We start from the raw sequence: 14,114 nt of genomic DNA on the forward strand, positions 1-14,114 counted from the left end.
GTATGTATAATATAGTATCTAAAGGAGGACGGCCATGAATCCACAATTTAAAAAAGGGGTCCTTGAGTTGGTTGTGCTGGAATCTGTCAGGAAAAAGGACATGTATGGATATGAACTGGTGGAGGAGGTATCAAAGGTGATTGATGTAAATGAAGGAACCATTTACCCGCTGTTAAAGCGCCTTACCAATGAGAGGTATTTTGAGACCTATCTGAGGGAATCCACGGAAGGCCCCCCCAGAAAATATTACCATATAACAGCAGCCGGTGTGCTGTACCGTGACCGGCTGGAGCAGGAGTGGAATGAATTTCAGGAAAAGGTATGTGTATTTTTAAAGGAGCAGAAGGATGAATAAAAAAGAATTTTTAGAGGAACTGGGAGGATACCTTGCCATCCTGGATGAGAAGGAGCAGCAGGATATCCTGGAAGAATATTCGCAGCACATTGATATGAAGATTGAGAATGGACTAAGTGAGGAGGACGCTATCCGCGATTTCGGCCATATAGGGGAGCTGGCAGGGGAGATACTGGAGGCGTACCATGTTAATCCGGAATATAAGGGAGCCGGGGCATTAAAAGTAAAAAAGGGTACAAAGGCTGCCGCGAAAAAGGGAAAACAGCTGCTGTATACAGTGTCCGGCTTTTTCCGGAAAGGACGGGAGGCCGCCGGGCGGTTCCTGGCCCTTTGTTGGGGAAAGACAAAGAAAGGGATCGTCAGGGCCAAGGCGGCTCTGTCCAGGCCATGGAAGGGGGAGCGCCCTGCTCATGCCGGGAGATGGAGCAGGACCGGATCCGGGATCCGGACGCTGCTGCCCATGTCCAAACGAAAAGCAGGTTCCATATTCAGTGAGGGACAGGCGGCACCAGGCGGAGAAGATGGGATACCTGACAGTGCAGGATCAGTATACGGCGGTGTAATGCCTGGTGCGGTGAATACTGTATCCGGGACGAGGGCCGGGAGGACTTCCTGTCTTTCCGGTTTTAAAAAGTGGCCGGGAAAGATATGCCGCTCCATAGGAGCCTTGATGGGATACTGTCTCCGCCTGGTCCTGTTTACGGTCCTGTGGGGTATCCGGTGGTGCTGGAACTGCTGCATGATCTTCCTGGCCCTGATCAGTGCTGTTTTCACACTGGCCTTTTTGTTCCTGTTTGGAGTTGCAGCGGTCTGGCTGTCCCAGGGATTTCCGTTCATGGGCACAAGCCTGATGAGCTTAGGCCTTATCCTCTGCGGCGTATCCTTTACATACCTGTGCGTCAGCTTTCTGCGTCTGCATAAAAAGGGAAAGGAAGCAAGTGGGCGGAAAACAGATGACCGGGATACGGATGACCAGAAGGAAGAAACACAACTGAAGGAGGTACGGCATGCGTAAGTTACAAATGATTATGATCGGGGTTTTCTGCACAGGTGTTTTTCTGAGCGGGGCAGGGACCGGACTTGCCTTTTCTGAGGTATCTTCTTTTGCCTATATGGGAGAGAAGGATGCAGGAACCGTGGACATGCAAACGGAAGAATTTGAGTGTGCCTTTGAACCCCGGGAGGAGAAGTTGGCGGTTTATAATCACTATGGATCTCATTCCGGGCAGGAAGAACTGGTGGAGTCACCGGATGTACCGGAAAACACCATCCGTTTCCAGGTTACCTATAATGCGGCAGCTGTAAAGCCGTTTCTCGATTATGCGGAAAATGAATCGTCCGGTATCTATTATTCATACATAGGAGACAGTTCCGATGATTTTAAAATATTTATGGAATGCAAGGATCAGATACTGGCAGATCTAAAGGACAGAAAGATCAGCACTTACCGCACACAGACCATCAAAGAGATCAAGATCCTGGTTAATCCGTCCTCAGTGGATTACATCCGTTTTGTGAGATGATATGGGCCGGTTTTCCAGTTACAAATAATGAAGCACCCGGGAAACTTTCACAAGAGCTTCCCGGGTGGAGTTAGAACATAAGATGGCTGAGCGTTCAGGGGTCTTTAAAATGCCATTGACTCAAGCCAGAAATTGGAGCCGGAGCCGGCCAGGGTAACGGTGTAAGAATTATTCTGAAGGAAATTCATCCAGGTATCCACAAGGGGTGTACGCAGGTTGGAACTTCGGTAAACCGTGATGCGGTAGCGTCCCGGTGCCACATTATAAAAACGAGTAAAGTTCAGGAAATCCAGGTTGGAGACAACCAGCCGGTCATTTACGTAGATCTGCACCGGCTCACGGACCGCGGCGTTATAGAATCTGACGCGTGCAGTGGTGATTGGGAAAACATTTCCCGGCAAAAGCACGCCCCAATTCCATGACCAGTCAGGTCTAGGCGGCTGGGGTCTGGGCGGCTGGGGTCTGGGCGGCTGAGGCCTGGGCGGCTGGGGTCTGGGCGGCTGAGGCCTGGGCGGCTGGGGCCGTGGAGGCTGAGGTCTGGGCGGCTGGGGCCGTGGAGGTTCGGGCCTTGGAGGCTGGGGCCTTGGAGGCTGAGGTCTGGGAGGCTGGGGCCGTGGAGGTTCGGGCCTTGGAGGCTGGGGCCTTGGAGGCTGAGGTCTGGGAGGCTGGGGCCTTGGAGGTTCGGGCCGTGGAGGCTGGGGCCTTGGAGGCTGAGGTCTGGGAGGCTGGGGCCTTGGAGGTTCGGGCCGTGGAGGCTGGGGCCTTGGAGGTTCGGGCCGTGGAGGCTGGGGCCTTGGAGGTTCGGGCCGTGGTGGCTGGGGTCTTGGCGGCTGAGGCCGGCCTGGCCTGTCAGGCATAAACGGAGGCGCAGGGCGTCCCATTCCTTCCTGGGCAGTGAATTCCATGGTATCCTCAGAATCATCAAAGACGGTATCGTCAAAATCTTCTAATATGGCGTCCTCAGCCTCTTCCAGGATATCGTCAACCTCATCAAAGACATCATCAGGGTAAGGTATGATAGGTTCTAATTCCTGTGAATACACCCACTCAACGGAGTCTTCTGCCTGGGGATGAGATTCAGAATAGGCAGTGGGATAGTAGTAAGGATCTTCCGTCAGCGAAGGGTTGTAAGTGTTGTTGTACATAAGGTTACCTTTCAAAGTATTCTTTGCCATATCTTATGCGGCAGAATGAGATTGGTGTGTGGCGGACAGGGATAACCTGTATGCACCGGCATTTTGATTTAGAACAGTACAAGGGATGAAATATAATGAAAATGTAACTGTTCAGACGGCGGGAGAATGAAATGAATAAATCCATGGGGAGTGGCAGAAGATATAAGGGAAATAAGGAGACAGAAAATGCAGTCAAACAGCAACACGGAAAATGAGATCCAAACAAATGAGATCCTGGACTACTATGCAGGTCTGCAAAACCGTTCCTCCCAGGAAATGATCGTGGAAATGCTGCGGGAACTCCAGGAAGTGAACGGTTGTATCGGTCCCGGACTCCGGGAAATGGCGGCGCAGGCAGCAGATGTAAAGGTATCCACCATACAGGCCATCATAAAGCGGATTCCCAGTTTAAAGGAATCCGCTTATAGGCATGAGATCGTCTTCTGTATCGGAAAAAACTGTGCAGCAAAGGGCAGTCTGGATGTCCTGCAGAAGCTAAAACAAAAGCTGGGAATCAACGGGGATGGGATATCCAGGGATGGGACCGTGTATCTGAAAACCAGGTCCTGCTTAAAGCATTGCCGTACGGCTCCCAATGTGATGGTGGACGGATGCCTCTGCTGCGGAAAAAGTGCGGAGGAGATCGCAAAACTGGTATCCGGTTAAATCAGGTGCTGCAATTACTTTAGGGCATGGATGATCCTCTTTTGTATGCCGGCAGGCAGGTGGGATCTTCCTTTTGCCCCCGCAAATGCAACCGTTCCCAGTTTTTTCATGCCGGAAGTCTTAAAAAATTCATTCATAGCCCGGATGGCCCCCCTGCTCTGGCCAAAGATCCATGAAAAAGGATAGGGAGTGTTACAGGCTGTCAAAAGCAGATAGCCCTGGCCGGGGGAAAGCCGGGGGCGGGGAAATGCAGCGGTTTCTTCCATGGCGGTTCCAAGGAGACGGTCAAACAGGTTCTTGACAACCGCTGGTACATTGGCCCAGTAAGTCGGGGCAGCCAGTACAACACGGTCGCAGGATTTGATAAGTCCGGCGATTTCCTGCAGGTCATCATGATGTACACAGATCCCGGTACCCATACACGCCCGGCAGCCCTGGCAGTACCCGATCTGCTTCTCATACAGATGGATTACCGTGACCTCCCATCCATTTCCCATTGCTTCTTTTACGGCACAGTCTAACATGGATGCGGTTGAGCCGGTTTTATGGGGGCTTCCCAAAAGCGCGACCATTCTTTTTTTCATATCACACCATTCCTTTCAATCATCCGGTACAACTTATCAAATCCAAAATCCAAAAACTGCTGCTTTGACAATTGCATGGCTTTCTCAAGATAAAACTGTTTGTTTGAGGCAACCTGGACCAGGCCTGACAGCGCTGACCAGAATAAAAAAACAGTTTCCGGAACCGGCAGATCGGGCAGAAAGTCCCCGGTCTCCATCCCTTCACGTATAAATGAGGCAATGATTTCGATGATCTGTTCCCCGGCCTGGTAAATCTCCTTTTCCACCGGAAGAAAGTCACCGTGATCAAAATCCACATTGATCTCGCTCAGGGTAAAGGAAAAATACAGAGGATACTGTTCATGGTACTTCCACAGTGCGGTACATATGCTGTTGTACCTATCCCTTATGGTTCCCTGCCCTAAAGCGCTGTCGGAAAGGCTTTGACAGAGAAGTTTCATGCTTTTAAGGGCAAGATATCCCACGATTTCCTCCTTGTTTGCAAAATACACATACAGGGTTGCCTTGCTGTAGCCGGATTTTTTAGCAATGTCATCCATGGTGGCAGCCTGTATCCCTTTGTGCACGAACAAGTCTTCGGCGGCAGAGGCAATGGCCTCACGGTGCACATGCTCCGGTTCTTTTTTTCTTCGTCCCATCTTTTCCTCCCGGTGGGGATTTTCCATACAGTTAATTAATTAAACTAATGGTTTAATTAATTTTATCACAAACCTGCGCACAATACAAGCCAGATGACGCAATGTTACAGGAAAAATTTAGAATAACGTAAATAAATAGTAATATTGTGGAAGCGGCCATATGGTAATATTTAACCATATGCGGGATCATTAATTTTGCAGCAGGAGGTGGATGGATCATGTATATGGATTCGTTCTTTTGGGGAGGCGGGTTTGATATTCTGTTTTTCCTTATATTCACCATTATTATTGTAATGTTTGTGGTTGGAGCCGTTCGGGGGATCGGGCAGTGGAATAAAAACAACCATTCTCCCAGATTATCCGTGACAGCCCGGGTAACGGCAAAACGCACCAACGTGGTCCGCCGCCAGCATGCCAATGCAGGGGATATGACAGGAGCCCACGGATTCCATTCCTCCTCATCCACCAGTTATTATGTTACATTTGAGGTGGCAAGCGGTGACCGGATGGAACTGTCCGTGAGCGGTTCGGAATATGGGATGCTGGCAGAGGGAGATACCGGGACATTGAAGTTTCAGGGGACCAGGTATCTGGGGTTTGAGAGACATAATAGTTGAGGGACGGAAGGCAGGATCCGTAGAATTAACAGGCAGGACGTACAGGCAGAAGTAAAACAATCTGTCTGTACGTCCTGCTTTCTGTCATATATATTTCCCGATTCCATACAGGCAATGTAGAATATGGGATAAAAATGTGGTAAGCTAAGAGCGTACGTTCGGATTCTCCTCCACACCCATGGCTGCGGCTGATTTTTGGCCGGCTGCATACCCGGATGAGATTCAAAAGCTTCCCCCAACCGTATGCCGGGACGGAAGCTGTGTTGTGCATCCCTATGGAATTTGATGTCTGGGGGCATTATGCAAGACCTGACGTGCTTGAACTGAAGAGACATGAATAATACAGCTGGCTAAGCGGGGAGGTGTATGGTCATGCCGGCATATTTTAATTTGAGTATCCAGTTTCAGAGAGAGGACCTCTATCCCTTGTTTGTAATGGATTTTCATACGGCTTTGGAAAAGGCCGGCCTTATATTTAAAAGCGGTTACTGGAATTCGGAGGATAACAGCTTTGCGGAGACAGCCGCCTTTAACCAGAGGCTGTTGGAGCAGGATTTTAAACTGGGGTTCACGGAAACATATCTTCATAATTACAAGCAGATCTTGTTTGATTACAGGGGATTTTCCCATGTCAGGGGATTTTGGATGAACCGTTATCCGGAAGACGGACAGTTCAGTTTTGAAATCATCATCCCTGAAAGTGAAATGCTGAAAGCGGAAGGATCCTGTTCCTTTATAGGTGACAGGGTACAGGATGTGGTCGAATGTGCAGGGGAAATCTGGAAATTTGATCCGGTAAAGGCTATTCAGACAGGCCTTGAAGCAGATGATGCCAGTGTGGGGCTTACAGCCATAGAGCAGGGGAAGGTCCCTAAGACCATACCCTTTGCCATTGTGGACCGAAGGCTTGCAGAGCATATGGATCTTTCGGAATACACAAAAGAACAGATAGGAACGTCCGGCATCCTGATTCAGGATTTTCACCGGTGGGATTATTAGGAGGAAAGTGGGGAAGTGGAGGAGAACAGGGAAAAGGAAGTCATGGAGGTGTCGCTTCAGGCAGGTCATCTGCTGCTGGAAAATGGAGCCGAGATCTCCCGGGTGGAAGAAACCATGGACCGGATCTGCAACTATTATGGTGTCCGTTCCGGAAATGCATTTGTGCTTTCCAATGGTATATTTACAACGGTAGGGGACAGGAACGAGTCGTTTTTTGCAAAGGTGGAGCACATTCCGGTCAGCGGAACCCATCTGGACCGTGTGGCGGCTGTAAACCAGCTTTCCAGAGAGATAGAGGAAGGAAGATATACCATAAAAGAAGTGGGGGAAAGGCTGGAGGATATAAAAAGAATGCCGGGTAAGACCCGGCTTATGCAGGTGATGGCATCCGGCTGCGGAAGTGCCGCATTCTGCTATCTGTTTGGAGGGAGTCCCTGGGACAGCACTGTTGCACTTTTAGCAGGGCTGGCCCTGTATCTGTATGTGCTGTATGTCAGCGGCCCTCATCTGTCCAAGATCGTGGCAAATATCAGCGGCGGGGCACTGGTCACCATCCTGTGCAGCGCCATGTATCTTCTGGGGGTGGGGCAGCATCTCAACTATATGGTGATCGGCTCCATCATGCCGCTGATACCCGGAGTGCCCTTTACCAATGCCATCAGGGATATTGCCAATGGTGATTATATATCAGGATCGGTCCGTATGCTGGACGCCCTTTTGGTGTTTTTCTGCATTGCCATAGGTGTGGGCGTGGGATTCACCGTGATCGGATGGCTGAAGGGGGGTACGCTGCTATGATACTGCAGATTTGTGTTGCCATGGTGGGGACGGTGGCGTTTTCTCTTCTGTTTGGAGTCCCAAGGGTATTCTACCCATGGTGCGGGGCCATTGGAGGAGCCGGATGGGCCGTATATGTGCTGACAACATCCGGCGGCTGCGGACCGGCGGGGGCATCCTTTATTGCCACGGTGGTGGTGATTTTCCTGTCCAGGTCCGCCGCTGTGCGAAACAGGTGTCCGGTTACCATTTTCCTTGTATCAGGCATCTTCCCTCTGGTGCCCGGGGCAGGTATTTACTGGACCGCGTACTATCTGGTGACAGAACAGCTCCGCCTGGCCGTATATACGGGATATGAGGCGGTGAAGGTGGCGGTTGCCATTGTGCTGGGGATTGTATTTGTGTTTGAACTGCCCCAGGGAATGTTTCGGTGGGCGGCAAAAAAGGGATATCATGTCTGATGTCCCTTTTTTATAAGTCCCTTTTTATAAGACAGGAATTTTAATCTTGACGTATCTATATTCAGATGCTACCCTCAGTGGACAAGGGGATCTTATACACATGATTTCAAACGGCGTTCATGATGATCAAACGGGCTGGCAAAGGGCGCAGTTGGTTCAATGGGCCCCGGAGGGCGGTCCGCTGATTACCAGCGGGCCGCATATTTATTCAGCATAAAGGCCGGATAATAGGACTCCTTTGCCTTTCTCAGGTTTTCCATGCCCATATCTTCTTCCCGGTTGATATAGCGAAGCCCCGGATGGGTCTTAAGAAGATGGCGGACAAATTCCCGGTTGATCATCTGGTATGTGCCGTGGACTGAGATGTCGGCTTTTTCAAACCTTACATCAAACCCGTTCCTGCCAACAGGCTCCCCCAGTGTAAATGCCAGCAGACGGTCCCCGCCATAGATGACGCCGCCTTCCAGCCCCAGCTGGTCGTAATGCTTAAAGGCTGTCAGAATGGCTTCTTTTTCCGCCTCGGCCATACCGCCTTCCTGCCCACTGTGATCTTCTTCCCAGCTGTTTAGCAGATCAAGGCAGGATTTGGCATGTTCTTTGCCGAGCTGTTCAAAGCGCCAGTCCGGGCACTCCTGTTCAAACCGGTTGCAGTGGTTGCGCTTATTGTGCAGTTTTTTGCCGCCCAGCCCTGCAAGGACTTCTGCTTCGTAAATATAATCCGCACTGCTGCGAACCTCCTCAAAGGTGAACTGGGCCGGGAACTCTTTTTCCAGGCGGTTTTTCTGCTCTTCGGTCATGCCCCTGATCAAAAGGGGCTGTCCCTGCTGTTCTGACAACCGTTTCATCTGAAGGATTGCCGGTTTGAGGGGACCGCTGCCCGCTGGAAAGGAAAAGAACAGCCCCTCCTTTGTGCTATACTTTGGGATCATCCTGTTGTCGATCCTGGCTGCCGTCATTCCATATGCGCTGCCCCAAAGAAAGAAGGTCCCAAAGCATCCATCGGATGCCAGACTGTCTTCCGCTGCCAGAATGGGAGCAGCCCAGGTGCGGTCATGTATGGTCAGTTTCCTGAATTCCAAAGGACTGGTATGGATGATGCTGGGAATATTCAGTTCCCATTCCTTAGAAAGAGCCGTATTTCCTGAAACCGTGTATTGTCTGCTTTGTGTGTCGTGCATGTCCGCCTGTGTCGTGGTGTGCTTTTTAGATTGTACTGTATTCATAAATCTCCTTTTTAGTGTTAATACTGGAATCATCTGCCTTATGGTCCATTGACTTTTCCATTACAACATATTATAATTTTAACAGTACCATTATAAAAAGCAAGTACGAACATTCAGGTGAGATACTAACTTTAAAGTTAGATACTAAACTAAAAGTTATATACTTACCTAGAGGAGAGTGTGAAATGGAAAAATGCCGTATATCCCAGGCATGTCTGGGAGACACTGGTTTCAGCTATACCCTGTCTCTGATCAATGGAAAATATAAGATGACGATCCTCTACACTTTAATGGAATTTGGTGTGGTGCGCTTTAATGAGATGAAAAAGTATATTGGTGAGATATCATATAAGACACTGAGCGTCACCCTGAAGGAACTGGAGAGCGACCAGCTGGTACACAGGGAGGAGTATCCCCAGATCCCGCCGAAAGTGGAATACAGCCTGACAGAGCGGGGAAGGTCACTGATCCCCATTCTGGATATGATGTGTGCATGGGGGGATAAGCACCGTCTGCCCTCCCGGAGAAACACGGGTGAATCTGAAGCCTGAGGTGTGAAAAAAGGGGTTGACAGATAGGGAATTACCGAATAAACTGGTAAAGGATATATAAATTTGGACCCGGTATCCAATGTACACGTCCGATACAATTACAACAGGGAGCTTGTAGCGCAGGCTGAGAGGAAGTAATCGAACTTCGACCTATTATACCTGATTTGGATAATGCCAACGTAGGGAAATATGGAACATACAGGAATCGCGCGGAATATGCGAGGTTGCTGTACAGCATGAGTGATTCATGGCCCATTCCTTAACGGAGCGGGCCATTTTTATTTTCCACAAAAGAAAATAAGGAGGAGAATCATGAACTACACAACGCAGATGGATGCAGCCAGAAGGGGCATCCTGACAAAGGAATTAAAAAAGGTGGCTGAAAAGGAGAAGTTTGATATTGCAGAGCTGATGAAGCTGGTGGCGGAAGGCAAAGTGGCCATTCCCGCCAATAAACGCCACCAATGCCTGGAGGCAAATGGGATCGGCTCCATGCTGAAAACAAAGATCAATGTTAATCTGGGCACATCCAGGGACTGCATGGATCTCAACATGGAACTGGAAAAGGTAAATGACGCAGTGCGGATGGGGGCAGAGTCTATTATGGATCTCAGTTCTTTTGGGGATACCCGTACCTTCAGGAAGAAACTGACCAGGGAATGCCCGGCCATGATCGGCACGGTTCCCATCTATGATGCGGTGGTATATTACCATAAGCCCTTAAAGGATATCACATCCCGGGAATGGATCGATATTGTAAAAATGCATGCGGAGGACGGCGTGGATTTCCAGACCATCCATATTGGGATCAACAGGAGAACGGCAGGTCGGTTTAAGAAGGCAAAGCGTCTGACTAATATCGTGTCCAGGGGAGGTTCCATCATCTTTGCATGGATGGAGATGACCGGACAGGAGAATCCCTTTTATGAGCATTTTGACGAGATACTGGATATCTGCCAGGAATATGATGTGACCCTGAGCCTGGGAGATGCCTGCCGTCCGGGATGTATCGCTGATGCCTCGGACATTTCACAGATAGAGGAACTGGTAACGCTGGGTGAGCTTACGCAGAGGGCGTGGGATAAGAATGTTCAGATTATAATCGAAGGACCGGGACATATGCCGTTAAACCAGATCGAGGCCAATATGAAGATACAGCAGACCATCTGCAAGGGAGCGCCGTTCTATGTACTGGGCCCCCTGGTAACAGATATTGCCCCTGGATATGACCATATAACAGCAGCCATTGGGGGAGCCCTGGCAGCGGCCAGCGGCGCATCCTTTCTCTGCTATGTGACTCCGGCAGAGCACTTGAGGCTGCCGGATGTAAATGATGTAAAGGAGGGAATCATTGCATCCAGGATCGCGGCCCATGCGGCGGATATTGCAAAGGGGATCAAGGGAGCTGCCCAGTGGGATCATGAGATGAGCACTGCCCGCAAGAATCTGGACTGGGAGCGGATGTTTGAATTGTCCCTGGATCCTGAAAAGGCCAGGAGCTACAGGGAATCCGCAAAACCGGAAAAGGAAGATACATGCTCTATGTGCGGCAACTTTTGTGCGGTTAAGAATATGAACCGGATACTCAATGGGGAGATTGTCAGTATATTTGATGAATGATGATCATTTTACATAAGAAAAAGGACTTGACATTGCAGGAATTATTATATAGAATTAAAACCAGAGAAAAACTTAGAAAAGAAAACTTATGTGACTAGGGAGTCACGAAGTGAGTATGTTACTGGTATGCAGGCAGAACTCAGATTACACTGAAAATTTTTATTTTCCGTGTAGTTTGAGTTTTTTTTTCTGGAAAGGAGGATCTATTGTGAAGATAAGTCAGATTTTAAATAACAATGTTGCAGTGGTAAAAAAAGGGGGCAGTGAGCTGATCGTCTACTCCAAGGGCATATCATTCAGAAAAAAGGCTGGCCAGTCGATAGGGGAAGAGGAAATCGAAAAAACATATGTTTTGGATTCCAATGATATGCTGGAGCATTTCAGTTACCTGCTTGCCAATACAGATGAAGAGTATCTGAACATTGCCAACAATGTCATTGCTTTTGGCGAGACCCTGCTGGGGCAGAAGGCAAATGATTATTTATATCTGACTTTATTGGACCATATTGACTTTGCCCTGAAAAGGGCGGGAAAAGGGCAGTTTATCCGCAGCCCCCTGACATGGGAGGTGAAGAAATTCTACCCGAAACATTTCCAGATCGGCCTGCATGCCCTGAATCTGATGAACCAGCGCTTTGACGTGGGATTTCCTGAGGATGAGGCGGTTTCCATTGCCCTTCATTTTGTCAATCTCCAGTCAGAGGGACACGATCTGAAGGAGACCATAGAGGCCATGCAGGTGTTAAAAGATATCCTGTCCATCATACAATACCATTACAGCCTGCGCCTGGACGAGTCGTCAGTGAATTATATGCGGCTCATTACCCATCTGCAGTATTTTATCCAGCGGCTTCAGACCGGACAGGTATTTGAGGACAATGACAAGGCGTTGAATTCCCAGGTGAGGGTCCTGTACCCAAGAGCCTATGAGTGTGCGGTGAAGATCAGGGCGTACATTAAAGACAGTTTTAAAATGGAACTTACAATTGATGAGGAAACATATCTGATCCTGCATATACACAGGGTCGCGGACAGAAATGAAAAAAAGGAGTAAAAGCCATGAAATATCAGGCATTAAATGAATCGATCATCCGCTTAGTGGGCGGAAAAAATAATATCAGCGCAGTGGTGCACTGCATGACAAGGCTTCGTTTTACACTGAAGGACCGGAGCCTGGCGAAAACAGATGAGATCAAGGCTTTGGATGGGGTGATTGACGTGGTATCCAATGATGTGGCATATCAGATCATCATCGGAACCCAGGTATCGGAGGTACACGAGGAGCTGACCGCCATGCTGGGACTTGGCAGTGAGATCGGGGATCCGCAGCCCAAAGGAAAGAAGAATCCCTTTAAGGCGGCCCTGGACCTGGTGTCGGAATCCATGACACCTTTGCTGGAGCCCATTATCGCAGCGGGCATGCTGGCAGGACTGCTGTCCCTGGTAGCCCTGACAGGGCTGGTATCAGCGGACAGTCCAACCTATATTGTGCTGGATTCCATCAGGGGAGCCGTGTTCTTTTTCCTCCCCATTTTTATGGCCATGGCATGTGCCAAGCGTCTGAACGCCAGCCCGTATCTGGCCGTGGCATTGGCGGCAACCCTGCTGTCCTCCTCCATTAACGGGGTGGAAGGGCTCAGTGTGTTTGGAATCCCCCTTCCTGCCATTACCTATTCCAGTTCCTTTATTCCCATCCTGCTGGCCGTATGGTTTATGGGATATGTGCAGGCGTTTCTGAAAAAGGTCATCCCTAATCTGCTGCAGTATTTTCTGATCCCGGTACTGACCCTGGTGATCACCCTCCCTGTTACCCTAATGTTTTTTGGCCCTATCGGGACCTGGATCGGGGAGGGGATCAGCTTTGTATGCACCTTCCTGGCCAATACGCTGGGCAACTGGAGTGTGGTGGCCTTCTATGCGGCCATCCAGCCGTTCCTGATCATGATGGGAGCCGGAAACTTTATCATGCCCGTGGTCATGGCATTCCTGGCTGAAATGGGTTATGACCCCCTGTTCCTGGCAGCCTGCACCATTTCCGATATTGCTGTGGGCGGCGCCATGTTCGGATACTTCCTCCGGGCAAAGGATCCAAAACAGAAAGAACTGTTTGGTACGGTCAGCTTTTCCGCGATCTTAGGCTGCACAGAGCCGGCCGTGTTCGGTGTGTTTGTAAAATACCGCCGTCCGTTCCTGGCCGTTATATTCGGCGGAGGTCTGGGAGGACTGTTTGCAGGCCTTATGCAGGTAAAAACATATACCATGGCATGGGGACTGGCCGGACTTCCCTCCTATATCGGGGTAAATGATTTTAACAATTTCTATTACATGATAGCGGCCGTGCTCATCGGATTCGTGGCAGCGGCCATTGCGGGATTTGTTCTGTGTGCGCCCGGGGGGGAGACGGAGAAAGAGCGTACAGTCAGCCCGGATGCAGCTCCTGTACCGGCGGATTCCAGCGGGCTTCAGAAGGAACTTCTGAGCACTGTGGCGGAAGGAACCGTGGTTCTGCTTTCACAGGTAAATGACAAGGCATTTTCCAGCGGCGCCATGGGAAAGGGGATCGGAATCAAGCCGGCGGCCGATCAGGTCTACGCTCCTGTAAGCGGACAGGTGGTATGCCTGTTCCCCACCAAACATGCTATTGGGATCAAAAGCGATTCCGGCGTGGAGCTGCTGGTCCATATCGGGATCGATACGGTCCAGCTGGACGGTAAATATTTTACCGCCCATGTGGAGCAGGGGCAGCGTGTGGAGCGGGGACAGCTTCTGGTGGAAGCGGACATGAAGGCCATTGAGGCAGAAGGGTATGATACCACTGTCATGGTCATTATCACCAACACGGCCCAGTTCCTGGATGTGATCCCCACTACGGCTGAGAATATCCATCTGGATGAAGAGTGCCTCAGTGTTGTGTTTTAGAACGTA

At 49.9% G+C, this 14,114-nt stretch carries 17 protein-coding genes and 1 riboswitch; of the genes, 13 read left to right on the forward strand and 4 right to left on the reverse strand.

Translation table 11 applies throughout. From position 1 onward, the window contains the following. Positions 1 to 34 precede the first annotated feature (34 nt). Genes ABID13_RS04620 through ABID13_RS04630 form a run of 3 tightly spaced genes read left to right on the forward strand, consistent with a single transcriptional unit; the run spans position 35 to position 1,878 of the window. Positions 35 to 355 carry a PadR family transcriptional regulator gene (locus ABID13_RS04620; protein ID WP_007858976.1) on the forward strand — a complete coding sequence of 107 codons (321 nt, stop codon included), beginning with the start codon at positions 35 to 37 and terminating at the stop codon, positions 353 to 355. Then, a complete protein-coding gene (locus ABID13_RS04625; protein ID WP_048930213.1) occupies positions 348 to 1,370 on the forward strand; it encodes a DUF1700 domain-containing protein in 1,023 nt (340 codons plus the stop codon). The genes ABID13_RS04620 and ABID13_RS04625 overlap by 8 nt, the downstream gene beginning before the upstream one ends. Continuing rightward, the gene (locus ABID13_RS04630; RefSeq protein ID WP_197092187.1) at positions 1,363 to 1,878 is read left to right on the forward strand and encodes a hypothetical protein; all 516 of its coding nucleotides are present in this window, start codon (positions 1,363 to 1,365) and stop codon (positions 1,876 to 1,878) included. Before ABID13_RS04625 ends, ABID13_RS04630 begins: the two co-directional genes overlap by 8 nt. Before the next feature lie 104 nt (positions 1,879 to 1,982). Here ABID13_RS04630 and ABID13_RS04635 read toward each other — a convergent pair whose 3' ends face one another. Further along, positions 1,983 to 2,279 carry a DUF4397 domain-containing protein gene (locus ABID13_RS04635; protein WP_227161202.1) on the reverse strand — a complete coding sequence of 99 codons (297 nt, stop codon included), beginning with the start codon at positions 2,277 to 2,279 and terminating at the stop codon, positions 1,983 to 1,985. 122 nt (positions 2,280 to 2,401) lie between these two features. Between ABID13_RS04635 and ABID13_RS04640 the strand changes: the two genes are divergently transcribed. Then, positions 2,402 to 2,737, forward strand: coding sequence for a hypothetical protein (locus ABID13_RS04640; protein WP_354020982.1), 336 nt, complete (start codon positions 2,402 to 2,404; stop codon positions 2,735 to 2,737). A gap of 502 nt (positions 2,738 to 3,239) precedes the next feature. Further along, the gene (locus tag ABID13_RS04645; protein WP_007858968.1) at positions 3,240 to 3,719 is read left to right on the forward strand and encodes an NADH-quinone oxidoreductase subunit NuoE family protein; all 480 of its coding nucleotides are present in this window, start codon (positions 3,240 to 3,242) and stop codon (positions 3,717 to 3,719) included. Between the two features lie 14 nt (positions 3,720 to 3,733). Here the strand turns inward: ABID13_RS04645 and ABID13_RS04650 are convergent, their stop codons facing one another. Together ABID13_RS04650 and ABID13_RS04655 are read right to left on the reverse strand one after the other, a co-directional pair. Continuing rightward, positions 3,734 to 4,303, reverse strand: coding sequence for a flavodoxin family protein (locus ABID13_RS04650; protein ID WP_045091303.1), 570 nt, complete (start codon positions 4,301 to 4,303; stop codon positions 3,734 to 3,736). Beyond that, the gene (locus ABID13_RS04655) at positions 4,300 to 4,941 is read right to left on the reverse strand and encodes a TetR/AcrR family transcriptional regulator (protein WP_007858964.1); all 642 of its coding nucleotides are present in this window, start codon (positions 4,939 to 4,941) and stop codon (positions 4,300 to 4,302) included. The genes ABID13_RS04650 and ABID13_RS04655 overlap by 4 nt, the downstream gene beginning before the upstream one ends. Before the next feature lie 218 nt (positions 4,942 to 5,159). Between ABID13_RS04655 and ABID13_RS04660 the strand changes: the two genes are divergently transcribed. The 4 genes from ABID13_RS04660 to ABID13_RS04675 all read left to right on the forward strand — a co-directional run bounded on the left by ABID13_RS04660 (position 5,160) and on the right by ABID13_RS04675 (position 7,795). Next, on the forward strand, positions 5,160 to 5,558 hold the full coding sequence (locus ABID13_RS04660; RefSeq protein WP_048930211.1) for a DUF2500 domain-containing protein: 399 nt from the start codon (positions 5,160 to 5,162) through the stop codon (positions 5,556 to 5,558). Positions 5,559 to 5,930: 372 nt separating this feature from the next. After that, a complete protein-coding gene (locus ABID13_RS04665; RefSeq protein WP_048930210.1) occupies positions 5,931 to 6,557 on the forward strand; it encodes a hypothetical protein in 627 nt (208 codons plus the stop codon). Between the two features lie 42 nt (positions 6,558 to 6,599). Further along, a complete protein-coding gene (locus ABID13_RS04670; RefSeq protein ID WP_045091308.1) occupies positions 6,600 to 7,355 on the forward strand; it encodes a threonine/serine exporter family protein in 756 nt (251 codons plus the stop codon). Further along, positions 7,352 to 7,795, forward strand: a complete 444-nt coding sequence (locus ABID13_RS04675; RefSeq protein WP_048930209.1) for a threonine/serine exporter family protein — start codon at positions 7,352 to 7,354, stop codon at positions 7,793 to 7,795. The genes ABID13_RS04670 and ABID13_RS04675 overlap by 4 nt, the downstream gene beginning before the upstream one ends. A gap of 185 nt (positions 7,796 to 7,980) precedes the next feature. On the opposite strand, the gene ABID13_RS04680 is transcribed toward ABID13_RS04675, so the two are convergent. Then, positions 7,981 to 9,018, reverse strand: coding sequence for a DUF2156 domain-containing protein (locus ABID13_RS04680; protein WP_048930208.1), 1,038 nt, complete (start codon positions 9,016 to 9,018; stop codon positions 7,981 to 7,983). Between the two features lie 185 nt (positions 9,019 to 9,203). Between ABID13_RS04680 and ABID13_RS04685 the strand changes: the two genes are divergently transcribed. From ABID13_RS04685 to ABID13_RS04700, 4 genes are all read left to right on the forward strand, one after another. Next, complete coding sequence (locus tag ABID13_RS04685) at positions 9,204 to 9,569, forward strand: winged helix-turn-helix transcriptional regulator (protein WP_007858952.1); 366 nt, start codon at positions 9,204 to 9,206, stop codon at positions 9,567 to 9,569. Positions 9,570 to 9,663: 94 nt separating this feature from the next. Continuing rightward, positions 9,664 to 9,773: riboswitch (TPP riboswitch) on the forward strand. A 108-nt stretch (positions 9,774 to 9,881) separates the two neighbouring features. Next, a complete protein-coding gene (gene thiC, locus ABID13_RS04690; protein ID WP_048930207.1) occupies positions 9,882 to 11,189 on the forward strand; it encodes a phosphomethylpyrimidine synthase ThiC in 1,308 nt (435 codons plus the stop codon). A 208-nt stretch (positions 11,190 to 11,397) separates the two neighbouring features. Continuing rightward, positions 11,398 to 12,243, forward strand: a complete 846-nt coding sequence (gene licT / locus ABID13_RS04695) for a BglG family transcription antiterminator LicT (RefSeq protein WP_007858948.1) — start codon at positions 11,398 to 11,400, stop codon at positions 12,241 to 12,243. 5 nt (positions 12,244 to 12,248) lie between these two features. After that, positions 12,249 to 14,108 (forward strand): beta-glucoside-specific PTS transporter subunit IIABC, encoded by a 1,860-nt coding sequence (locus ABID13_RS04700; RefSeq protein ID WP_048930206.1) that lies wholly within the window; start codon positions 12,249 to 12,251, stop codon positions 14,106 to 14,108. Positions 14,109 to 14,114 lie beyond the last annotated feature (6 nt).

The sequence above is a fragment of the Enterocloster citroniae genome, assembly GCF_040545455.1.
Taxonomy (GTDB): domain Bacteria; phylum Bacillota; class Clostridia; order Lachnospirales; family Lachnospiraceae; genus Enterocloster; species Enterocloster citroniae.